Raw genomic sequence first — 21,441 nt, 5'->3', positions numbered from 1 at the left:
CGCCTCGGAGAGCGAGCAGCTAGCCAGGCGCCGTCGAATTCCTGCATCTAGGCTGGGAATCGTGCCCTCCACCTTCGTCTCGGACGCCGTCGCCGCACGCCTTGAGAGCTTTCTCATCCGAATGCAGGCCGACGCGGTCGACTACGGCCCGGATGCCGCCCTCTTCCTGGACGCGGCGCGCACGACTCTGCTCGGCGGGAAGCGCCTGCGCGCGCGCTTCTGCCACGCAGGCTGGCAGGCGGCCGCTCCTGCGCCGCACACCGATGCCGACCCACTGTGGGGCCTCTGCGCGGCGCTGGAGATCTTCCAGTCCGCGGCGCTCGTGCACGACGACCTGATCGACAATTCCGACACCCGACGCGGACGCCCGGCGTCCCACCGCGAGCTCGAGGCCGCTCACCGCGCCGCCGGGTGGGCGGGCGACGCCGAGGCGTTCGGGCGCTCGTCGGCGGTGCTGCTGGGCGATCTATTGGTGGCCTGGAGCGATGATCTGCTCGAGGAGGCTCTGCAGGGGCATCCGCACGCCACGGCGACGAGGGCCGAGTACGCGCGCATGCGCCGTGATGTGACGGTCGGGCAGATGCTCGACATCACCGAGGAGTCCGCATGGAGCGTGAGCGAGCCGGAGGCGCTGCTGGAGCGCGCCCTGCGCGTGGCCTCGCTGAAGTCCGCGCGATACAGCGTGACCGAGCCGCTCCTGCTCGGCGCAACGCTGGCGGGCGCCGACGAGCCGCTGCTGGCGTCGCTGCGCGCCTTCGGGCATCCGATCGGGATGGCCTTCCAGCTGCGCGACGACATGCTCGGCGTCTTCGGTGATCCGCGCCTCACGGGCAAGCCTGCCGGCGACGACCTGCGTGAGGGCAAGCGCACCGCGCTGATCGCCGTCGCCCGCGAGAGGATGTCCGCCGCGGACCGCGGTGCACTGGATGACGCCCTCGGCGACCAGACCCTCTCCCCCGACGAGGTCGCCGCGCTGCAGGGCCTCATCGAGAAGACCGGCGCGGTGGCGCGGATCGAAGAGATGATCGCCGGCTTCACCTCGGATGCCGAGCGGGCCCTGGCGGCGGCGGACATCGAGGACGACGCGGCCGACGGTCTGCGCGCACTGGCGGATGCCGCGATCGCGCGCTCTGCGTGAGACCGGACCGGTGCCGGCCCTCAGCCGGCGCCCGCGCGGCGGAGGGAACGCTCAGGCGAGCGTGCGCGCGATGCGCCGCACCTCGCTCTTGTGCCCGTCGAGCAGAGCCGCGATCGGGGTGCGCCCGAGCGTGTCCTCCTCGGCGAGCAGCCAGTCGATGGCCTCGTCGTCGCTGAATCCGGCATCCTGCAGGGCGATCACCGTGCCACGAAGCGACGTGAGCGGGCGACGGTCGACGATGAAGACCGCCGGCACGGCGAACGCGCCGTTGCGGCGCGAGCCGATCAGGTAGCGCTCGTCGAGCAGTCGGCGCACTCGACCAGGCGTCTCGTCGAGCACCTCGGCCAGGTCGGGAATGGTCAGCCAGTCGGTGGTTTCAGCGGCGTTCTCAGACACGTCTCCACTATCTCATCCCGCTTCCCTTCCGACATCATCGGGAACTCGATTCACTCCAGTCACAGCAGCCACTTCTGTTGACAACTCTTTACATACGTGTCAGCGTGTCTTCAGAATCACCAGGGGGAATCGCATGCATAATCTTTCGACTCGCACCGGCGCAATCCGATTCGGCGCACCCGCGGCGGTCATCGGAGCACTCGCCGCCGTGCTCACGGCCGCACCCGCCGACGCCGCCGAACCCGTGCGCAGCACTCCGGTCCCGGCAGGAGTGCTCCCGTCGGTCTCCCCGCGTCCCGTGACGGCGGCCGTGCACGCGGCCGCCCGCCCGACCTCTTATGTCGTCCGCCCCGGCGACACGGTCTCCAGCATCGCGATCCGCAACGGCCTGCGTCCAGCAGACGTCCTCGCCTGGAACGGCCTGGGCTGGCGTTCCGTGATCTACCCCGGCCAGACTCTGCGCCTCGCTCCGGGCACGGTGCACGCAGCCCCCTCGCCCAAGCCCGCTGCCGCACCCGCCGCGGCGACCGGTGCCGTGCACACCGTGGTGCGCGGCGACACGGTGTACGCGATCGCGCGCAAGTACGGCACCACCGTCGCGAACATCATCGCCGCGAACGGGCTGGGCCGGTCCGCGGCGATCTTCCCCGGGCAGAAGCTCAAGGTCGGCGCGTCGGCGACCCCTGCTGCCACCACTGCGCCCGCCGCGGCATCGACGTCCACGGCTCCGGCATCCGTGGCGCCGGCCGCTCACACGGTGGCACGGGGCGACACGCTCTTCGGCATCGCGAAGAAGTACGGCACCACGGTCTCCGCGCTCCTGCAGGCCAACGGGCTCGGTACCGGCAGCATCATCTATCCCGGCCAGACTCTGCGCCTCGCTCCCCCGGCCCCCGCCCAGCGCTTCGCGAGCCTCGACACTGCGCAGCGTGCCAACGCCGTGCGCATCATCCGGATCGGCCGCCAGCTGGGCGTGCCCGACCGCGGAATCGCCATCGCTCTGGCGACCGCGATGGTCGAGTCCACCATGCGCAATCTGGACCACGGCGACCGCGACTCCCTCGGCCTCTTCCAGCAGCGTCCCAGTCAGGGCTGGGGAACCCCCGAGCAGATCATGAACGCCGATCGCAGCATCCGCGTGTTCTACGGCGGTGCGGGCGACCCGAACGGCATCGCCAGCAAGGGGCTGCTCGACATCTCCGGCTGGCAGGGCAAGTCGTTCACCGCCGCAGCGCAGTCCGTGCAGGTCTCGGCCTACCCGGATCGCTACGGGCTCTGGGAGCAGCAGGCCCACAAGTGGGTCGCGACCCTGCGGTGACGCGCCAGTCGTCACCGGATCGAAACCTGTCACAGGTGCGCCGTTGCCCGGGCTCACAGCCTGTTCTTCATAGACTCGTGCTGTGAACACTGCGCAGGCCGACCCCCTCATCGGGCGGCTTGTCGACGGCCGGTACCGCGTGCGGGCACGCATCGCACGCGGCGGCATGGCGACGGTCTACGTCGCCACCGACATGCGCCTCGAACGACGCATCGCCCTGAAGGTGATGCACGCCCACCTCAGCGACGACTCCGCCTTCCAGAGCAGGTTCATCCAGGAGGCCCGATCGGCCGCACGGTTGGCTGATCCGCACGTCGTGAACGTGTTCGACCAGGGTCAGGACGGCGACCTCGCCTACCTTGTGATGGAGTATCTGCCCGGCATCACCCTGCGCGAACTGATGCGCGAGCAGAAGCGGCTGACGGTGGCCCAGACGATCACGATCATGGACGCGATCCTCGCCGGCCTCGCCGCGGCGCACCGCGCGGGGATCGTGCACCGCGACGTCAAGCCCGAGAACGTGCTGCTCGCGGAGGACGGCCGCATCAAGATCGGGGACTTCGGTCTCGCCCGCGCCACCACCGCGAACACCGCCACCGGAGCGCAGCTGCTGGGCACGATCGCGTACCTGGCGCCCGAACTCGTCACCCGTGGGACGGCGGATGCCCGCAGCGACATCTACGCGCTGGGCATCATGCTGTACGAGATGCTCGTCGGCGAGCAGCCGTACAAGGGCGAGCAGCCCATGCAGATCGCGTTCCAGCACGCCACCGAGCAGGTGCCGCGCCCCAGCGTCCGCAACCCCGGCGTGCCGGAGCAGCTCGATGAGCTCGTGCTCTGGGCGACCGACAAGTCTCCCGACGAACGGCCACTGAACGCGCAGGAGATGCTCGATCGCCTCCGCGAGATCGAGCGCGAGCTCGGTGTGACGCCCGTGCCGACGGCGACGGTCGCACCGTCGTCCGGTCACGATTCCGGAGCGGTCACCAAGATCCTCCCGATGGGCACGGCGGTCATCTCCGACCCCACCGCTCCCGTGGCCGCGGAGTCCGTAGACAACGGTGCGCGCCTGCGGCAGCGCACGGCACGTCGGCGCGCCCGGGGCGCGCTGCTGCTCTCACTGGTGCTGCTGCTCGCCGTCGCCGCGGGAGGCGTCGGCTGGTGGTTCGGCTCGGGACCTGGCTCGCTGATCGCCGTCCCGACGGTCGCAGGGATGCCGCTGGCTGATGCCGAGAAGGCCATGGCCGCCGAGAACCTGAAGTCGACGACGACCACGAAGTCCGATCTGAACGTGCCCGCCGGCGACGTGATCGACTCCGACCCCGGGGCGGGCGAGCGCGTCGAGAAGGAGAGCACGGTCACGCTCATCGTGTCGTCGGGCCCCGCCAAGCACACCATCGGTGCACTGGCCGGCCTGACCGAGTCCGCCGCGCGGCAGAAGCTCGACGCCAACAACCTCAAGGTCGACAAGAACGTCGAGGAGTACTTCGACAAGCTCGGCCCGAACCTCGTGCTGAACGTGCGGATCACCCCGCGCGCCGGTGGCGAGCCCTACGCCTGCGGTGACGGCTGCGACGTCTTCGAGGGCGACAAAGCGCAGATCCAGGTCTCCCTCGGCCCGGTCCCGGGCGTCGTCGGCAAGCCGCTCGACGAGGCGAAGCAGATCCTGGAATCCGCCCGGCTGAAGGTGAACCCGGAGACGCGACAGGACTGGAGTGACACCGTCGCCAAGGGTTCGGTGATCGCGCAGAGCGCGGAGCGCCAGGGCGGCGGCAGCTGGCGCCCCGGCGACACCGTGACGCTGACGGTCTCCAAGGGCCCGCAGCCCATCACCGTGCCGAACGTCGTCGGTATGACGCTCTCCAAGGCGAAGGCCAAGCTCGAGAGCGTCGGACTGAAGGCGTCCTACCAGGGCTGGGGCGATCTTCCCGGTTTCGGCGACCTCGCAACGGTCGTCGAGCAGAAGCCCGGGGACGGAACGCTGCCCAAGGGCGGCACGGTCAAGCTCACCCTCAAGCTGCAGGGCTGACCGCCCCGCGGATGCTGACCGCCGGTCGTGGCGACGATCGGCATCCGCGGAGCCACCCGCCGGAGGTCAGCGCTTCTCGAGCTCCTCGGCCACGAGGAACGCCAGCTCCAGGCTCTGCATGTGGTTCAGTCGCGGGTCGCACAGGCTCTCGTAGCGTGTTGCGAGGGACGCCTCGTCGATGTGCTCCGAACCGCCCAGGCACTCGGTGACGTCGTCGCCGGTGAGCTCGACGTGGATGCCGCCGGGGAAGGTGCCCACGGCGCGGTGCGCCTCGAAGAAGCCGCGCACCTCGTCGACCACGTCGTCGAAGCGGCGGGTCTTGTAGCCGGTCGACGTCGTGATGCCGTTGCCGTGCATGGGGTCGGTCACCCACAGCGGGGTGGCGCCCGAGTCCTTCACGGCCTGCAGCAGGGGCGGCAGAGCGTCGCGGATCTTCCCCGCACCCATCCGGGTGATGAAGGTGAGACGACCGGGCTCGCGATTCGGGTCGAGCTTGTCGATGAGCGCGAGGGCGGTGTCGGGCGAGGTGGTGGGGCCGAGCTTGACCCCGATGGGATTGCGGATGTGCGAGAAGTAGTCGACGTGCGCGTCGTCGAGGTCGCGGGTGCGCTCCCCGATCCACAGGAAGTGCGCCGAGGTGTTGTACGGCGTGCCGGTGCGGGAGTCGATGCGCGTCATGGGGCGCTCGTAGTCCATCAGCAGGCCCTCGTGCCCGGTGAAGAACTCGACGCGCTTGAGCTCGTCGAAGTCGGCGCCGGCGGCCTCCATGAACTTGATGGCCCGGTCGATCTCGGCTGCCATCCGCTCGTATCGCTGGTTGGCCGGGTTCTGCGCGAAGCCCTTGTTCCAGGAGTGCACCTCACGCAGGTCGGCGAAACCGCCCTGCGTGAACGCCCGGATGAGGTTCAGCGTGGACGAGGCCATGTGGTAGCCCTGCAGCAGGCGTCCGGGATCCGGCTGACGGGACTTCTCCGTGAAGTCGTAGCCGTTGACGATGTCGCCACGGTAGGCCGGCAGCGTGACGTCGCCACGGGTCTCGGTGTCGCTGGAGCGGGGCTTGGCGAACTGGCCGGCCATCCGTCCCATCTTCACCACCGGCATCGAGGCGCCGTAGGTGAGCACGACGGCCATCTGCAGCACGGTCTTGATGCGGTTGCGGATCTGATCGGCCGTCGCACCGGCGAAGGTCTCGGCGCAGTCGCCGCCCTGCAGCAGGAACGCGTTGCCCGAGGCCGCTCTGGCCAGCCTGGTGCGGAGGTTGTCGACCTCGCCGGCGAAGACCAGCGGCGGCAGGGTCGCGATCTGGGAGGAGACCTCCGCCACCCGCTCGGCGTCGGGCCACTGCGGCTGCTGCTTGATCGGGAGGGACCGCCACGCGTCGAGTTCAGGGTGCGAGGGAAGCATCCACCCAGCTTAGTGTCCGCCCGAGGGCGCTCCCCGCGCTGTGACGGGGCCGCGACTCAGCGGCGTCGGGCCTTCTGCGGCAGCCGGTCCTTCACGGTGGAGGCGTACACGTCGTCGTACTCCTGCGCGCCCAGGCGCTGCAGCGCGATCATGATCTCGTCGGTGACGGCACGGAGGATGTAGCGGTCGTTCTCCATGCCCGCATAGCGGGAGAAGTCCAGCGGCTCCCCGATCAGCACGCCCACGCGTCCGACGTTCGGGATGCTCTGCCCGATCGGCATGATGACGTCGGTGTCGACCATGACGACGGGGATCACCGGGACCTTCGCCTCCAGCGCCATGCGAGCCAGGCCCGTGCGACCGCGGTACAGCTTGCCGTCGGGGCTGCGGGTGCCCTCGGGGTAGATGCCGAGCAGGTCGCCCCGACCCAGGATCTGCAGGCCCGTGTTGAGGGATGCCTCGGACGCCTTGCCGCCGGAGCGGTCGATGGGGATCTGGCCGGTGCCCTTCATGAACACCTTGGTGGCCCAGCCCTTGAGGCCACGGCCGGTGAAGTAGTCGCTCTTGGCCAGGAAGGACATCGGCCGGTCCAGCAGCAGCGGCAGGAAGATCGAGTCGGCGAACGAGAGGTGGTTGCTCGCGAGGATGGCAGCACCCGACGCGGGGACGTTGTCGCGCCCCACGATCCAGGGTCGGAAGATCGCCTTGACCAGCGGCCCGATCGCGACGTACTTCATCAGCCAGTAGAACATCGTGCAGAAGTCTAGCCTCGCCGCCGCCCTCGCGACCGAGTTTCAGGTTTTCTGCGACTGGATGCCATGACCTAGACTCGGGGTGTCACCCGTCAATCCGGTACCGAAGGAGCTGCCGTGACCCAGTTCGAAGCCCCCGCCATCGTTCCCGCCGATCCCGAGGCGAACGCGTCCGATCTGCTCGCGATCCGCGCCAAGGAGACGCCGGATCTGGCCATCTTCTCCGTTCCTGACGGCGCCGGCTGGCGCGACATCTCGGCCAAGGACTTCGAGACGGCGGTGATCGCCCTCGCCAAGGGGTTCGTGGCCGCAGGCATCCAGCCCGGCGAGAAGGTCGGCTTCATCGCGCAGACCACCTACGAGTGGACCCTCGTCGACTTCGCCCTGTTCTACGCGGGCGCCGTCATGGTCCCGGTCTACGAGACCAGCTCCCCCGCACAGATCCAGTGGATCATGGAGGACTCCGGGGCGATCGCGCTGATCGTCGAGTCCCCCGAGCACTTCGCCCGCGTGGACGAGGTGCGCGGCGACCTGCCCCTGGTGCGCGAGGTGTGGCAGCTGCACCTGGGGGCGATCGACGCCCTCACCGCGAAGGGCGCCGAGATCGAGGATGCCGAGATCGAGCGCCGCCGCAACCTGGCGGTCGGCTCCGACATCGCGACCCTGATCTACACCTCCGGTTCGACCGGGCGTCCGAAGGGCTGCGTTCTCACGCACAGCAACTTCGTCGAGCTCTCGCGGAACGCCGCCGAGTCGCTCAAGCACGTCGTGTACACCCCCGGCGCCTCCACCCTGCTGTTCATCACGCTCGCGCACGTGTTCGCGCGATTCATGTCGATGCTCTACATCCACGCGGGCGTGCGCGTCGGTCATCAGCCCGACACGAAGCAGCTGCTCGCCTCGCTCGGCTCCTTCAAGCCGTCGCTGCTGCTCGCGGTCCCCCGCGTGTTCGAGAAGGTCTACAACTCGGCCGAGCAGAAGGCCGAGGCCGGCGGCAAGGGCAAGATCTTCCGCGCGGCCGCCGCCACCGCGATCGAGCACTCCGCCCTGCAGGAGCGCGGCGAGAAGGTGCCGCTCGGCCTGAAGCTGAAGTTCGCCCTGTTCGACAAGCTGGTGTACTCCAAGCTGCGCCAGGCCATGGGCGGCAACGTCGTCTACGCCGTCTCCGGCTCCGCTCCGCTGGGCGACCGCCTCGGGCACTTCTTCCGCAGCCTCGGCGTGGTCATCCTCGAGGGCTACGGCCTCACCGAGACGACCGCCCCTGCGACCGTGAACCGCGAGGACGGCTTCAAGATCGGCACGGTCGGTCCGGTCCTTCCCGGCGTCGGCATCCGTCTCGCCGACGACGGCGAGATCGAGGTCCGCGGCATCTGCGTGTTCAAGGAGTACTGGAACAACCCCGAGGCGACCGCCGCGGCGTTCCACGACGGCTGGTTCCGCACCGGTGACCTGGGCTCCTTCGACTCGGAGGGGTTCCTGACGATCACGGGCCGCAAGAAGGAGATCATCGTGACCGCCGGAGGCAAGAACGTCGCCCCGGCCGTGCTCGAGGACCCGATCCGCGCGAACCCGATCGTCGGGCAGGTCGTCGTGGTCGGAGACCAGAAGCCGTTCATCGCGGCGCTGGTGACGTTGGACACCGAGATGCTGCCGACCTGGCTGGCCAACAACGGTCTCCCCGCGGACATGTCCCTGGCGGATGCTGCGAAGAACCCGGCCGTGCACGCCGAGGTGCAGCGCGCGATCGACCACGCGAACAAGTCGGTCTCGCGCGCGGAATCGATCCGCAAGTTCACGATCCTGCCCGTGGAGTGGACCGAGGCGAGCGGTCACCTGACGCCGAAGATGTCCATCAAGCGCAACGTGATCCTCGCGGACTTCGCCGACCAGATCGCCGAGATCTACGAGGCGCCGGTGCACACCACCACGACACCCCTGGGCTGACCCGGGCCAGACACGAAGAGGAGGCCCTCCGCTCAGCGGAGGGCCTCCTCTTCGTTCGTGTCCTGGGCCCCGGGTTCTGGGCCTCGGTGCGCTAGAACCAGTCGCTCTCGCGCACCTGCCGCATGGCGGTCTTCCTGGTCTCCCCCTGGAGCCTGCCCAGGTACACCATGCCGTCCAGGTGGTCGGTCTCGTGCTGCAGGGCCTGGGCGAGCAGCCCCTCCCCTTCCAGCACGACCGGATTGCCGTCGAGGTCAATGCCCTCGACCCGCGCCCACGGGTGACGGGGCGTGTCGTGCCACAGGCCGGGCACCGACAGGCATCCCTCGCCGATCTCGACCGCCTCGCCGCGCACCTCGACCAGCACGGGATTGATGACGTAGCCGATGTCGCCGTCGATGTTGTAGCTGAACGCGCGCAGCGCGACACCGATCTGGTTCGCCGCGACGCCTGCGCGCCCGGGCAGCTCGACGGTGTCGACGAGGTCGGCGATCAGGGCGCGCACGCCGTCGTCGATCTGCTCGATCGGGGCGCACACCTGGCGCAGCACGGGGTCGCCGTACAGGCGGATCTCACGGACGGCCATCAGGCGGCCTTCACCCGCAGGCCCTCGACGAGCGTGGCCGCGATCTCGCGAGCCGCACGCCGGGTCTCGGGCTGCAGGCTGGCGAAGTCGATGGCGCCGCCGCCCGCGATCTGAGGGTCGTACGGGATGCGCAGAACATGCTTCGCGCGCGTGGCGAAGTGCGCCTCCAGCTCGCTCAGGCGCACGAGCGGGGTGCCGGGTGTGGACTGGTTCAGCACCACGATGGCCTCCCGCGCGAGCTGCGCGTGGCCGTTCGTCTCCAGCCAGGTCAGCGTCTCCGATGCCAGTCGGGCCTCATCGACGCTGAGCCCGGAGACGACGACGATCTGGTCGGCCAGGTCGAGCGTGGCGCCCATCACCGAGTGCACGATGCCGGTGCCCGAGTCGGTCAGGACCAGCGAGTAGTACTGTGCCGCCACCGCCGCGACGTCACGGTAGTCCGCATCGCCGAAGGCCTCCGAGACGCGCGGATCGGCGTCGGAGGCGAGCACGTCCAGCCGGGTGTGGTCGCGTGCGACCAGCGCGGAGATGTCGTGGAAGCCGCGGATGTCGTGCTGCGCGCGCACGAGGTCGCGCACTGACTTCGTGTGGCCGCCCACCACGCGCTCGGCGAGCGTGCCGCGGTCGGGGTTGGCGTCCACGGCGATGACGCGGTCGTCACGGGCATCCGCCAGCGCCATGCCGAGCAGTGCGGTGACGGTGGTCTTGCCGACCCCGCCCTTGCGCGACAGCACCGGCACGAAACGCGCGGTGCCGGACATCGGTGCGGCGATCCGCGCGCTGAGCAGCTTGCGCTCGCGCGCCTTGCGGCTGTCGCCGACGTTGATGCGACCGCCGGACACGGCGTACAGCAGGTGGCTCCACGTGCCCTCCGGCTCCGGCTTGGTGATCCGGGAGGGGTCGAGCAGGCGGTCGGCCGTGAGCAGGTCGGCGCTCTCCCGGCCGGCGTCGCCCAGGTCGTCCAGTCGCTTGGAGGCGAGGGCGACCTCGGCCGCAGGCCGGGCCGGCACCGAGGCTGGACGGGGCGGCACGGAGTGCGCCCGGGCGATCTCGGATGCTGCGGATGCTGCGGGCTTCGCGTCGTCGGTCGCCACGGGGCGGTTCTCCTCAGTCGTCTCGGCTGCCGCCGGACGGGTCTCGGTCTGCGTCAGGGGGCGCGTGGGCGACATCGCCTCACGCAGTTCTGCCTTGGCCGCTGCGACGGCCGATTCCAGGGTGGCGAGCTCCGAGGCATCAGCCTCCGCGCTCTGCCCCGGGCTCAGCGCGGACTCATCGACGGCTGCGGTGGCCGCTGCGGTCTCGGCGGGTCCCGAGCCCTTCTCATCGGCCTGCGGCCCGGTCTTCGCGGCCGGCACGGGCTGGTCGGCCTCCGCATCCAGCTCGGGCTTCGCCGTCGCCTCCGACTTCGCCGCCGTCACTGGCTTCGCGACCTGCTCGGGTCTCGCGACGGTGACGCTCTCGGCGGCGGGTGCGGCCTCCGCTGCGGCCGGCGCCGCCTCATCGATGGACGGCTCGCTCTTCGGCTGCACGGCCTTCTTCTTAGCCTTGGCGGGCTTGCGCTCGGCCTTCCGGCCGCGCACGGCGGTCACGGGCGGGAGAAGCACGGGCTCCGGCCGGATGCCCGGCTTGGGCGCAGGGGGTGCGGCGGTCTCCCCCGCGGCTGCCTCCGCCTCGGTCACGGTGTCGCCGCCGGCATCAGCCTCGGCGGCCTCACCGGCATCCGCGACGATCTCGTCATCGCCATCCGTGACGACCTCGGCGTCCGCGCCGCCGATCTCGGGCACGACGTCCGCGTCGACGATGTCATCGGCATCCTCGGCGACGTCAGCCCCCTCGATGCCGGGCTCCTCCGCCTCCACCACGACCTCGGTCACCGTCTCCGGATCGACGGGGGCCGCTTCGACTGTCTCAGCCTCGGCCGGCAGCTCCTCGGCGGGCAGCTCGATGACGATGTCGGGTGCGTCCTGGCTGATGCGGGCGAGCACATCGGCGTCGGCGACGGCCGAGGTGTCGATGATGAGGTCGGACACGACCTCGCCACCGATCACCTCGTCGTCGACGAGATCATCGTCCTCACCGCCGGTCGGAAGCGCCACGCTGACCTGCGCGGTGCCCTCGTGCAGGCCGATCGCGATCGTGTCCGACGACGTGGTGTCGTCGAGCACGCCCAGCGAATCGTCCCCTTCGGGCTCCACGTTGTTCTTCGACGTCACGGTTCCAGCTCCAAGCTCCGGCGCAGACTTAGCGCCCGCCCAAGATTAGTGCGCCGGGCGGACCACGACCAAAAGATCGCCGGCGTCGACCTGCTGGGTCTGATCGATCGCGAGCCGCTCCACCACACCGTCGACCGACGTCGTGATGGCCGCCTCCATCTTCATCGCCTCGATCGACGCGACCGCATCACCGGCCTTGACGACAGCGCCCTCCTCGACCTTCAGCGTGACCGCGCCGGAGAACGGCGCGGCGATCTGACCCGGCTTGGAGGTGTCCGCCTTCTCGGTCTCGTGGGCGTCGACGACGATCGAGCGGTCGCGTACGGACACCGGCCGCAGCTGACCGTTCAGCGTCGTCATGACGGTGCGCACGCCCTTGGGATCCGCCTCGCCGATCGCCTCGAGCCCGACGTACAGTCGCACGCCTCGTTCGATCTCGACGGCGTGCTCGACGCCGGGGACGAGTCCGTAGAGGTAGTCGGAGGTGTCCAGCACGGACAGGTCGCCGAACTCCTCTCGGTTCTGCCGGAAGATCTTGGTGGGCGCGGGGAACAGCAGCTCGTTGAGCATTCCGCGGCGCTCCGCGGACGTGCCGTCGAGAGCCGCCTGCTGGGCGTCCGTGATGGGCGTGATCCCGGCCTTGGCGGCGCGACCGGCGAGCACCTTGCTGCGGAACGGCTCCGGCCATCCGCCGGGCAGGTCGCCCAGCTCACCGGCCATGAAGCCGACGACGGAATCCGGGATGTCGTAGCGCTCCGGGTTCGCGGCGAAGTCGGCGGGGTCCGCCTTGACCGCTGCGAGGTGCAGCGCCAGGTCCCCGACCACCTTGGAGGACGGCGTCACCTTCGGCACCCGGCCGAGGATGTCGTTCGCCGCGGCGTACATGTCCTCGATGAGCTCGAAGTCGTCGGCCAGTCCCAGGGCGATCGCCTGCTGACGCAGGTTCGACAGCTGCCCGCCGGGGATCTCGTGGTGGTACACGCGCCCGGTGGGGCTCGGCAGGCCCGACTCGAACGGGCGGTACAGGTGGCGCATCGCCTCCCAGTACGGCTCCAGGTCCGATGCCGACTGCAGGTCGATGCCGGTGTCGCGCTCGGTGTGCGCGAGTGCCGCGATCAGCGCCGACAGCGACGGCTGGCTGGTGGTGCCCGACATCGGCGCGGATGCCACGTCCACGGCATCCGCTCCGGCTCCGCTCGCGGCGAGCAGGGTCGCCAGCTGGCCGCCGGCGGTGTCGTGCGTGTGCACGTGCACGGGCTGGTCGAACCGCTCGCGCAGCGCCGTGACGAGCTTCGCCGCCGCCGCAGGACGCAGCAGACCGGCCATGTCCTTGATGCCGATCACGTGCGCGCCCGCGTCCACGATCTGCTCGGCGAGTCGCAGGTAGTAGTCCAGCGTGTACAGGTCCTCGGCGGGGTTGAGCAGGTCACCCGTGTAGCAGAGCGCCGCCTCCGCGACGGCGGTGCCGGTGCCCAGCACCGCATCGATCGCGGGGCGCATCTGGGACACGTCGTTGAGCGCGTCGAAGATGCGGAAGATGTCCACGCCTGTCGCGGCGGCCTCGCGCACGAACGCGTCGGTCACCTCGGTGGGGTACGGCGTGTACCCGACGGTGTTGCGTCCGCGCAGCAGCATCTGGATGTTGATGTTCGGCAGTGCCGTGCGCAGCGCCGCCAGCCGCTCCCACGGGTCCTCGCCGAGGAAGCGCAGCGCGACGTCGTAGGTCGCGCCGCCCCAGGCCTCCACCGAGAGCAGCTGCGGGGTCATGCGCGCGACGTACGGCGCGACGGCGACGAGATCGCTGGTGCGCACGCGCGTGGCCAGCAGGGACTGGTGCGCATCGCGGAACGTCGTCTCGGTGACGGCGAGTGCCTTCTGCTCGCGCAGCGCCGCCGCGAAGCCGGCCGGCCCCAGCTTCTGCAGCTGCTGGCGCGAGCCCGCGGGCGGCTCGACGCCGAGGTCGAGTGCGGGGAGCTTGTGCGCGGGCGGCAGGGCCAGCGGGTTCTCGCCGTTGGGCTTGTTCACCGTGACGTCGACGAGCCAGCGCAGGATCTTCGATCCGCGGTCCTTGGAGACGCGCCCGCGCAGCAGTTCGGGACGCTCGTCGATGAACGAGGTCGACAGGTCGCCCGCCGCGAAGGAGGGGTCGTCCAGCACGGCCTGCAGGAAGGGGATGTTCGTCGAGACGCCGCGGATGCGGAACTCGGCCAGGGCGCGTCGTGCGCGGGAGACCGCGCTGTTGAAGGAGCGTCCGCGACAGGTCAGCTTGGAGAGCATCGAGTCGAAGTAGGGGCTGATCTGGGAGCCCGCCGCCGTGGTCCCGCCGTCGAGGCGGATGCCGGCGCCGCCCGGCGAGCGGTAGGTGGTGATCTTCCCCGTGTCCGGCCGGAAGCCCTGCGTCGGGTCCTCGGTGGTGATGCGGCACTGCAGCGCGGCGCCGCGCAGCTGGATGTCGTCCTGCTCGAGGTCGAGATCGGCGAGGGTCGCGCCGTTCGCGATCTGCATCTGCGCGCGGACGAGGTCGACGTCGGTGACCTCCTCGGTCACCGTGTGCTCGACCTGGATGCGCGGGTTCATCTCGATGAAGACGACCTCCCCCGTGCGGGGTCCGGCCGTCTCGAGCAGGAACTCGACCGTTCCCGCGTTCTGGTAGCCGATCGACCGCGCGAACGCGATCGCGTGACGATGCAGGTCGCTGCGGGTCCTCTCGTCGAGGTTCGGAGCGGGGGCGATCTCGATCACCTTCTGGTGGCGGCGCTGCACCGAGCAGTCCCGCTCGAACAGGTGAACGGTGTTCCCCTGACCGTCGGCCAGGATCTGCACCTCGATGTGCCGGGGGCGCAGCACTGCCTGCTCCAGGAACATCCGCGAATCGCCGAACGCGGCCCCCGCCTCGCGCATGGCCTCGGCCAGCGCCGGCGCGAGCTCGCCCTTGGTCTCCACACGGCGCATTCCGCGGCCGCCACCTCCGGCGACGGCCTTCGCGAACAGCGGGAACCCGATCTCATCGGACTGCGCGACCAGCGCCTCGACGTCGTCGGATGCCTCGGTCGAGCGCAGCACGGGGACGCCGGCCTCCACCGCGTGCCGCTTGGCCTCCACCTTGTTGCCGGCCATCTCGAGCACCTGCGCGGGCGGACCGATGAAGGTGATGCCCGCGGCTGCGGCCTTCTCGGCCAGTTCGGGGTTCTCGGAGAGGAATCCGTAGCCCGGGTAGATCGCGTCGGCCCCGGCGTCGAGCGCCACGGCGATGATGCCGTCCACGTCTAGGTAGGCCTGGACGGGGTGCCCGCGCTCGCCGATCTCGTACGCCTCGTCCGCCTTCAGCCGGTGCAGCGAGCCCCGGTCCTCATAGGGGAACACGGCGACGGTCCGAGCCCCCACCTCGTACGCCGCGCGGAATGCGCGGATCGCGATCTCACCACGATTGGCCACCAGGATCTTCTGGAACATGCACACCTCTTCTGAGGTCGTCGCGCGCCGGATGCCGCGCGCGGAGCGGAGGCTGAGTGTGTCCCCACACTAACGTGTGCCGCACCTCGGCTCCGCCATGTGAAGCCGACCTGCGAGGCACGGAGGAGACTCACGGCAACGGCACGGTAACGTGTAGGTCGTGCACGTACTCAGCGTCAGCTCCCTCAAGGGAGGCGTCGGCAAGACGACCGTGACCCTCGGTCTCGCTTCCGCCGCCTTCGCCCGCGGCATCCGAACCCTCGTGGTCGACCTCGACCCGCAGTCGGATGTCTCCACGGGCATGGACATCCAGATCGCCGGCCGACTCAACATCGCCGACGTCTTGGAGAACCCCAAGGAGAAGGTGGTCCGTCAGGCGATCACCACCAGCGGGTGGGCGAAAGTGCACCCGGGCACGATCGATCTGCTGATCGGCAGCCCGTCCGCGATCAACTTCGACGGCCCGCACCCCAGCGTGCGCGACGTCTGGAAGCTCGAGGAGGCGCTGGCCACCGTCGAGAGCGAGTACGACCTCGTCCTGATCGACTGCGCACCGTCGCTGAACGCCCTCACCCGAACGGCGTGGGCCGCCAGCGACCGCGTCATGGTCGTCACCGAGCCCGGACTGTTCTCGGTCGCCGCCGCCGACCGCGCACTGCGCGCCATCGAGGAGATCCGTCGGGGTCTCTCCCCTCGCCTGCAGCCCCTCGGCATCGTCGTGAACCGCGTTCGCCCGCAGTCCATCGAGCACCAGTTCCGCATCAAGGAGCTGCGCGACATGTTCGGCCCGCTCGTGCTGGCGCCGCAGCTGCCCGAGCGCACCTCCCTGCAGCAGGCGCAGGGCGCGGCCAAGCCGCTGCACATCTGGCCCGGCGACTCCGCTCAGGAGCTCGCGGCCGACTTCGACCAGCTGCTGGACCGCATCATCCGCGCCGGCCGCGTCGCCGTGCCGGAGGCCGGCGCGCAGGCCTGACGCTCACCACGGCACACAAGCGAAACGCACTCCCGCGGGAGTGCGTTTCCTCGTCTCAGGGGCGGTTCACGCCGTGCGCTTGGAGCGCCGTGCGGCGAGCTCGTCGACCGGGTCCGGGGCCGTCGGGTCGAACTCGACGAGCGTGGACTCCACCTCGCGCAGCACCTTGCCCACGGCGATGCCGAACACGCCCTGACCGCGGCTGACCAGGTCGATGACCTCGTCGTTCGAGGTGCACAGGTAGACCGAGGCGCCGTCGCTCATCAGCGTGGTGCCGGCGAGGTCGCGGATGCCGGCGGCCCGCAGCTGCTCGACCGCGGTGCGGATCTGCTGCAGCGAGATGCCCGTGTCCAGGAGGCGCTTCACCAGCTTGAGGACGAGGATGTCCCGGAAGCCGTAGAGACGCTGGGAGCCGGAGCCGGATGCACCGCGCACGGTGGGGACGACCAGCTCGGTGCGCGCCCAGTAGTCCAGCTGGCGGTACGTGATGCCCGCCGCCCGCGCGGCGACCGCACCGCGGTAGCCGACCTCGTCATCCATCGCGGGAAGGCCGTCCGTGAAGAGGAGCTCGGTCACGAACCGCGGGTCGCCTGTCAGCTCATCCGCATTCATACGTCTGTCCTCTCCTGAACGAATACCTCAACGCTAGGGCCTCACCCCGGCACCGGCAATGACATCCGCACCGCACCGAAGGTGTGTCGCAACCGGTTCGTTACGAAAGCGCGCGATCGAGCGCCTGACGCACCATGAGGCTGCGCACCTCATCGATGTGCGTGGCCAGCTCAGGGGCCAGCTCCGCGGCCCGCCCGCGGGATGCGGCATCCGTGCGCCGCAGCAGAGTGGACAGCGCCGACTCGATCAGTGCCGCCTCGCGCTCGGCGTTCTGGCGCAGGCTGCGCAGGTGCCGCGGCTCGATGCCGTGGCGGGCGAGCGCGACCAGGCCGGAGAGCAGGGAGGCGACCTCCTCGCCGTAGGTCTCCGACGCCGAGATGAGCCCGGCGCTGATGGAGTCGTTCAGCAGCTGCGCGGTCGCGCCGGTGCGCGCCAGCAGCTCGTCACGGCGGTGCCGGCGCGCGGGCGGAGTGATCGAGCGGGGCACGATGTCGGCCCAGCCCTGCCCCTTGGCCTCGGCCTCGTCGAGCTGCTCGCGGATCACGCTGAGCGGGAGGTAGTGGTCGCGCTGCAGGGTGAGCGCGGTGCGCAGGCGTTCGACGTCGTGGGCCGAGAACTTCCGGTACCCGGACTCCGTGCGGGACGGGGTGACGATGCCCTGCACCTCGAGGAAGCGGAGCTTGCTCGAGGTCAACTGGGAGAACTCGGGGGTGAGCCGGGCCAGGACCTGACCGATGCTGAGGAGCCCAGTGGGCGCGGTGCGCTCCCGGGCGGCGCCGGCCGCCGCCATCAGTCGTTCGCCGCCGCGAGATCGATCGGGGATGCGAAGAAGTTCATCCGGAACTTGCCGATGCGCAGCTCGTAGCCGTTGGCCAGCTCGCTGCGGTCGACCCGCTCGCCGTTCACGTAGGTGCCGTTCAGGGAGCGCTGGTCGATGATCTCGAAGGCGCCGCCCGCGCGGGTGATCTCGGCATGACGGCGCGACACGGTCACGTCGTCGAAGAAGATGTCGGCCTCGGGGTGCCGGCCGACGGTCGTCACGTCGGCGTCGAGAAGGTAGCGGGCGCCGGCCAGAGCACCGGCGCGCACCAGCAGCAGCGCGGAGCCTGCGGGCAGTGCGGCGATGGCCGCGCTCTCCGCCTCGGTCAGGTCCGCGCCGAACGGCACGAAGGACAGGTCGGACTCATGGCCGAACGTCTGCGTCACGTCGTGCCGCACTTCGCCATTGCGGTGGATCGCGCCTCCGGCGCCGATCGTGCTGTCGTCTGTCACGGGGCTCCCTCCTCCGGTCCTTCAGCCTATCTGATGCGATCGGGTGCTCGGGAGGGCGATCTGCGTCGCGATCCGGTCGCACGGCCGCTCCCGCGCGCGGTGCAGACGATAGGCTTGGTGACATGCCACATTACGATGTCGTCATCCTCGGCGCGGGCCCTGGCGGCTACGTCGCCGCCGTCCGCAGCGCGCAGCTCGGCCTGTCCACCGCCATCATCGAGGAGAAGTACTGGGGAGGTGTCTGCCTCAACGTGGGCTGCATCCCCTCGAAGTCGCTCCTGAAGAACGCGGAGATCGCGCACACGTTCAACCACAAGGCCGAGTTCTTCGGCATCTCGGGTGACGTGCACTTCGACTTCGGTGCGGCGTTCGACCGCAGCCGTACGGTGGCGAACACCCATGTCAAGGGCATCCACTTCCTGATGAAGAAGAACAAGGTCACCGAGTACGACGGCCGCGGCACCTTCACCGGCCCGAAGGCGATCTCGGTCGCCAAGTCGGACGGCACGACCGAAGAGGTCACCTTCGACAACGTCATCATCGCCACGGGTTCGACCGTGCGTCTGCTGCCGGGCGTGCAGCTGAGCGAGAACGTCGTCACCTTCGAGGAGCAGATCCTCACCCGCGACCTGCCCGAGTCCATCGTCATCGTCGGCGCCGGCGCCATCGGCATGGAGTTCGGCTACGTGCTGTCGAACTACGGCGTGAAGGTCACGATCATCGAGTTCCTCGACCGCGCCCTCCCGAACGAGGACGTCGAGGTCTCCAAGGAGATCCAGAAGCAGTACAAGAAGCTCGGCGTCGACATCCTCACCTCCACCGCGGTGAAGACCGTCACCGACAACGGCTCGTCCGTGCACGTCACCTACGAGACGCGCGACGGCCAGCCTGGCGAGATCACCGCCGGCAAGGTGCTCATGTCCGTCGGCTTCGCACCGAACGTGAACGGCTACGGCCTGGAGAACACCGGCGTCAAGCTCACCGAGCGCGGCGCGATCGACATCGACGACCACATGCGCACGAACGTCGAGGGCATCTACGCCATCGGCGACGTGACCGCCAAGCTGCAGCTGGCCCACGTGGCCGAGGCGCAGGCGGTCGTGGCCGCCGAGACCATCGGCAAGGCCGAGACCCAGACGCTGGGCGACTACCGGATGATGCCCCGCGCCACCTTCTGCCAGCCGCAGGTCGCCAGCTTCGGTCTCACCGAGGAGCAGGCGCGCGCCGAGGGCCGCGAGATCAAGGTCGCGAAGTTCCCGTTCAGCGCCAACGGCAAGGCCAACGGCCTGGGCGAGCCGGTCGGCTTCGTCAAGCTGATCGCGGATGCCGAGCACCTGGAGCTCATCGGCGGCCACCTGATCGGACCGGACGTCTCCGAGCTTCTCCCCGAGCTGACGCTCGCGCAGAAGTGGGACCTCACCGCTCTCGAGGCCGCACGCAACGTGCACACCCACCCGACGCTGTCGGAGGCCCTGCAGGAGGGCTTCCACGGCCTCGCGGGTCATATGATCAACCTCTGAGTCCCGCTCCACGAGAGCCCGGGCGTGCGTGAGCACGACCCGGGCTCTCGTCGTTCCGTGGGCGGAGCCGGATACGCTTCGGCTCCGTGTCGGTCTCAGACCCCGAGGGCGCGGGCGAGCTTGGAACCGGAGGACGGCGGGCGTCCGCCGACGGCGAGGACCGCCTGCTCGACGGCCGCGAAGAACGCCTCGCGTCCGGGCCCGTCGGCGGGTGCCGCCTGGCCGAGCTCCATCTCCCACTCCCGCCACACCCGCTGGATACCGGTCGTCAGATCCGTGGCGCGCACGTGGTCGTCGACGAATTCGGCGATCACGCCGGCCTCGCCCTCCAGGTGGTACGCCGTCCTGCTGTTCTCGATGCGGGCGATCTGCACCAGCTCGCCCGAGGTCAGCTGTGCGACCGTCTCGGCCACGGCCTCCGGCATCCGGCCGTCCTCGTCCAGCGGCCAGCCGAGCTCCACCCGGCCATCGCCCAGGCGCGGGCCCTTGATGTGCCAGCCGGCATCCGGTCCCCCGGTGCGCCGGCGCAGCGCGAAACCGCGCTGCGCGAGAGCGCGATCAGAGGTGTCGAGGTAACGGGCGTCGAGCTCGCGCAGCTCGCCCTCGCTCACCGCGGTCACGCCGGGGACGCTCGTCCAGTCCGGCAGCGCCGTGTCGGCATCCGCGTCGTACTTGCGCTCGATCTCGAAGGAGCGCTGCGGCTCCGATGCGGGATCAGTCGTCATGGGGGGAGATGTCGTCACCGGATTCGACGAACCGGAACCCCACCTCGGTGGGCCCGTCATGGGCGCCCGTGTTGGTCGCCTCACCCTCGCGGCGATACGTCAGCTGGGTCTCGCTGTAGGGCAGGATCAGCGAGGTCTGGTCCGCGCTGTCGAGCGGGAGGATCTGCCCGTCGAGCGGGCCGCCGTGGAGTCGTGCGAGTGCCATGTGCTCAGAGTAGCCCCCTGCGGGGACAACGAGGCGAGGCCGGTCCGCCCGTCGTCAGGTCGCCGCGATCGCGAGGGCGGCGCCGAGGATCATCCATGGCCCGAAGGCGATGCGGGTGGAGCGGTTCGCCCGCTTGAGCATCATGAGCACGATCGCGAACAGAGCTCCCAGCACGAAGGCCGCTGCCGCTCCGAGCAGCAGCGTCCACCAGCCGTGCCAGGCGAGCACCAGGCCGATCACGGCGGCGAGCTTCACATCGCCGCCGCCCATCCCCTGCTTCGATCCGAGGTGCATCAGGGCGTAGAAGACGCCGAGCGCGAGCCCGCCGAGGAGGGCGCGCAGCATCCTTCCGGCATCCCCCGTGACCAGCGCCTCGACGATCACCAGCACGACCAGTGCGCCGAGCACGGGCAGCACGATGCGATTGGGCAGCCGGTGCTCGCGGGCGTCGATGACGACGAGCCACAGCCCCACACCCGCGAGCGCGAGGTGCACGAGCAGCACGGCGAGGGCGTGGAGGGTCATGCTGGAAGGCTAGGCGAATCCGCGGAGGCCCGCCGATGCCCTGTGGACAACCCGGCGGCGAAGAGCCTCAGACCTCGAGGATGTCGAGATCGACGAGGACGACGCCGCCCTCCTCGATCCCCTGCGCGTCGCGCACCTGCTTCTTCAGCGGCAGCACGAACGCCGTCCCGCTGAAGAAGATCGAGGTGTCCCAGCTGGTCAGGCCGATCCTCGCCCGGACGCGCAGCGAGCCGAAGCCGCGCGGCGGTGCGGGCAGCTCCCGGATCTCGAGCGAGAGGTCCTCGGGCAGGGTCGCGAAGAACCACGAGTCCACCCGCGCGCTCCAGCGCGTGACCTCGCTCTCGAACTCGATCCGCATGGGTCCAGCGTAGACGAGACG

Annotated in this window: 19 protein-coding genes; 6 read left to right on the top strand and 13 right to left on the bottom strand. The window is 69.9% G+C overall.

Annotated features, from left to right (window positions below; all coding sequences use genetic code 11):
• The first annotated feature begins 61 nt into the window (after positions 1 to 61).
• A complete protein-coding gene (locus MIAR_RS00970) occupies positions 62 to 1,138 on the top strand; it encodes a polyprenyl synthetase family protein (protein WP_344287859.1) in 1,077 nt (358 codons plus the stop codon).
• Positions 1,139 to 1,189: 51 nt separating this feature from the next.
• Here MIAR_RS00970 and MIAR_RS00965 read toward each other — a convergent pair whose 3' ends face one another.
• The gene (locus MIAR_RS00965; protein ID WP_285630086.1) at positions 1,190 to 1,534 is read right to left on the bottom strand and encodes an Rv2175c family DNA-binding protein; all 345 of its coding nucleotides are present in this window, start codon (positions 1,532 to 1,534) and stop codon (positions 1,190 to 1,192) included.
• A 133-nt stretch (positions 1,535 to 1,667) separates the two neighbouring features.
• Here MIAR_RS00965 and MIAR_RS00960 point away from each other — a divergent pair, with 133 nt between their 5' ends.
• Together MIAR_RS00960 and pknB are read left to right on the top strand one after the other, a co-directional pair.
• Positions 1,668 to 2,852, top strand: coding sequence for a LysM peptidoglycan-binding domain-containing protein (locus MIAR_RS00960; RefSeq protein ID WP_285630084.1), 1,185 nt, complete (start codon positions 1,668 to 1,670; stop codon positions 2,850 to 2,852).
• A gap of 82 nt (positions 2,853 to 2,934) precedes the next feature.
• The gene (gene pknB / locus MIAR_RS00955) at positions 2,935 to 4,881 is read left to right on the top strand and encodes a Stk1 family PASTA domain-containing Ser/Thr kinase (RefSeq protein WP_285630082.1); all 1,947 of its coding nucleotides are present in this window, start codon (positions 2,935 to 2,937) and stop codon (positions 4,879 to 4,881) included.
• Between the two features lie 66 nt (positions 4,882 to 4,947).
• Here pknB and MIAR_RS00950 read toward each other — a convergent pair whose 3' ends face one another.
• Complete coding sequence (locus MIAR_RS00950; RefSeq protein ID WP_285630080.1) at positions 4,948 to 6,285, bottom strand: class II 3-deoxy-7-phosphoheptulonate synthase; 1,338 nt, start codon at positions 6,283 to 6,285, stop codon at positions 4,948 to 4,950.
• A 56-nt stretch (positions 6,286 to 6,341) separates the two neighbouring features.
• The gene (locus MIAR_RS00945) at positions 6,342 to 7,037 is read right to left on the bottom strand and encodes a lysophospholipid acyltransferase family protein (RefSeq protein ID WP_285630078.1); all 696 of its coding nucleotides are present in this window, start codon (positions 7,035 to 7,037) and stop codon (positions 6,342 to 6,344) included.
• Between the two features lie 117 nt (positions 7,038 to 7,154).
• Here MIAR_RS00945 and MIAR_RS00940 point away from each other — a divergent pair, with 117 nt between their 5' ends.
• The gene (locus tag MIAR_RS00940; RefSeq protein WP_285630075.1) at positions 7,155 to 8,981 is read left to right on the top strand and encodes an AMP-dependent synthetase/ligase; all 1,827 of its coding nucleotides are present in this window, start codon (positions 7,155 to 7,157) and stop codon (positions 8,979 to 8,981) included.
• Positions 8,982 to 9,072: 91 nt separating this feature from the next.
• On the opposite strand, the gene def is transcribed toward MIAR_RS00940, so the two are convergent.
• Genes def through MIAR_RS00925 form a run of 3 tightly spaced genes read right to left on the bottom strand, consistent with a single transcriptional unit; the run spans position 9,073 to position 15,230 of the window.
• A complete protein-coding gene (def, locus tag MIAR_RS00935; protein WP_285630073.1) occupies positions 9,073 to 9,564 on the bottom strand; it encodes a peptide deformylase in 492 nt (163 codons plus the stop codon).
• Positions 9,564 to 11,777: a nucleotide-binding protein gene (locus MIAR_RS00930; protein ID WP_285630071.1), complete on the bottom strand. Its 2,214-nt coding sequence runs from the start codon at positions 11,775 to 11,777 to the stop codon at positions 9,564 to 9,566. The genes def and MIAR_RS00930 overlap by 1 nt, the downstream gene beginning before the upstream one ends.
• A gap of 45 nt (positions 11,778 to 11,822) precedes the next feature.
• On the bottom strand, positions 11,823 to 15,230 hold the full coding sequence (locus tag MIAR_RS00925; RefSeq protein ID WP_285630069.1) for a pyruvate carboxylase: 3,408 nt from the start codon (positions 15,228 to 15,230) through the stop codon (positions 11,823 to 11,825).
• Between the two features lie 160 nt (positions 15,231 to 15,390).
• Between MIAR_RS00925 and MIAR_RS00920 the strand changes: the two genes are divergently transcribed.
• A complete protein-coding gene (locus MIAR_RS00920) occupies positions 15,391 to 16,203 on the top strand; it encodes a ParA family protein (RefSeq protein WP_285630067.1) in 813 nt (270 codons plus the stop codon).
• 66 nt (positions 16,204 to 16,269) lie between these two features.
• On the opposite strand, the gene MIAR_RS00915 is transcribed toward MIAR_RS00920, so the two are convergent.
• The 3 genes from MIAR_RS00915 to MIAR_RS00905 all read right to left on the bottom strand — a co-directional run bounded on the left by MIAR_RS00915 (position 16,270) and on the right by MIAR_RS00905 (position 18,087).
• On the bottom strand, positions 16,270 to 16,815 hold the full coding sequence (locus MIAR_RS00915) for a MerR family transcriptional regulator (protein ID WP_285630065.1): 546 nt from the start codon (positions 16,813 to 16,815) through the stop codon (positions 16,270 to 16,272).
• Positions 16,816 to 16,915: 100 nt separating this feature from the next.
• The gene (gene ftsR / locus MIAR_RS00910) at positions 16,916 to 17,605 is read right to left on the bottom strand and encodes a transcriptional regulator FtsR (RefSeq protein ID WP_285630063.1); all 690 of its coding nucleotides are present in this window, start codon (positions 17,603 to 17,605) and stop codon (positions 16,916 to 16,918) included.
• On the bottom strand, positions 17,605 to 18,087 hold the full coding sequence (locus MIAR_RS00905) for an FHA domain-containing protein (protein WP_425561543.1): 483 nt from the start codon (positions 18,085 to 18,087) through the stop codon (positions 17,605 to 17,607). The genes ftsR and MIAR_RS00905 overlap by 1 nt, the downstream gene beginning before the upstream one ends.
• 122 nt (positions 18,088 to 18,209) lie before the next feature.
• On the opposite strand from MIAR_RS00905, the gene lpdA reads away from it, so the two are divergent.
• The gene (gene lpdA / locus MIAR_RS00900; RefSeq protein WP_285630061.1) at positions 18,210 to 19,607 is read left to right on the top strand and encodes a dihydrolipoyl dehydrogenase; all 1,398 of its coding nucleotides are present in this window, start codon (positions 18,210 to 18,212) and stop codon (positions 19,605 to 19,607) included.
• A 95-nt stretch (positions 19,608 to 19,702) separates the two neighbouring features.
• Here the strand turns inward: lpdA and MIAR_RS00895 are convergent, their stop codons facing one another.
• The 4 genes from MIAR_RS00895 to MIAR_RS00880 all read right to left on the bottom strand — a co-directional run bounded on the left by MIAR_RS00895 (position 19,703) and on the right by MIAR_RS00880 (position 21,420).
• Positions 19,703 to 20,332, bottom strand: coding sequence for a CYTH domain-containing protein (locus MIAR_RS00895; RefSeq protein WP_285630059.1), 630 nt, complete (start codon positions 20,330 to 20,332; stop codon positions 19,703 to 19,705).
• Positions 20,322 to 20,537, bottom strand: coding sequence for a response regulator (locus tag MIAR_RS00890; RefSeq protein WP_285630057.1), 216 nt, complete (start codon positions 20,535 to 20,537; stop codon positions 20,322 to 20,324). The genes MIAR_RS00895 and MIAR_RS00890 overlap by 11 nt, the downstream gene beginning before the upstream one ends.
• A 54-nt stretch (positions 20,538 to 20,591) precedes the next feature.
• Positions 20,592 to 21,062 (bottom strand): prepilin peptidase, encoded by a 471-nt coding sequence (locus MIAR_RS00885; RefSeq protein ID WP_285630055.1) that lies wholly within the window; start codon positions 21,060 to 21,062, stop codon positions 20,592 to 20,594.
• A 67-nt stretch (positions 21,063 to 21,129) separates the two neighbouring features.
• Positions 21,130 to 21,420 carry a DUF1905 domain-containing protein gene (locus MIAR_RS00880; RefSeq protein ID WP_285630052.1) on the bottom strand — a complete coding sequence of 97 codons (291 nt, stop codon included), beginning with the start codon at positions 21,418 to 21,420 and terminating at the stop codon, positions 21,130 to 21,132.
• Positions 21,421 to 21,441 lie beyond the last annotated feature (21 nt).

It is taken from the genome of Microbacterium arabinogalactanolyticum (assembly GCF_030268005.1).
GTDB lineage: Bacteria > Actinomycetota > Actinomycetes > Actinomycetales > Microbacteriaceae > Microbacterium > Microbacterium arabinogalactanolyticum.
The sequence above is the reverse complement of the archived record's forward strand: the minus strand, read 5'-3'. Positions and strand labels throughout refer to the sequence as shown.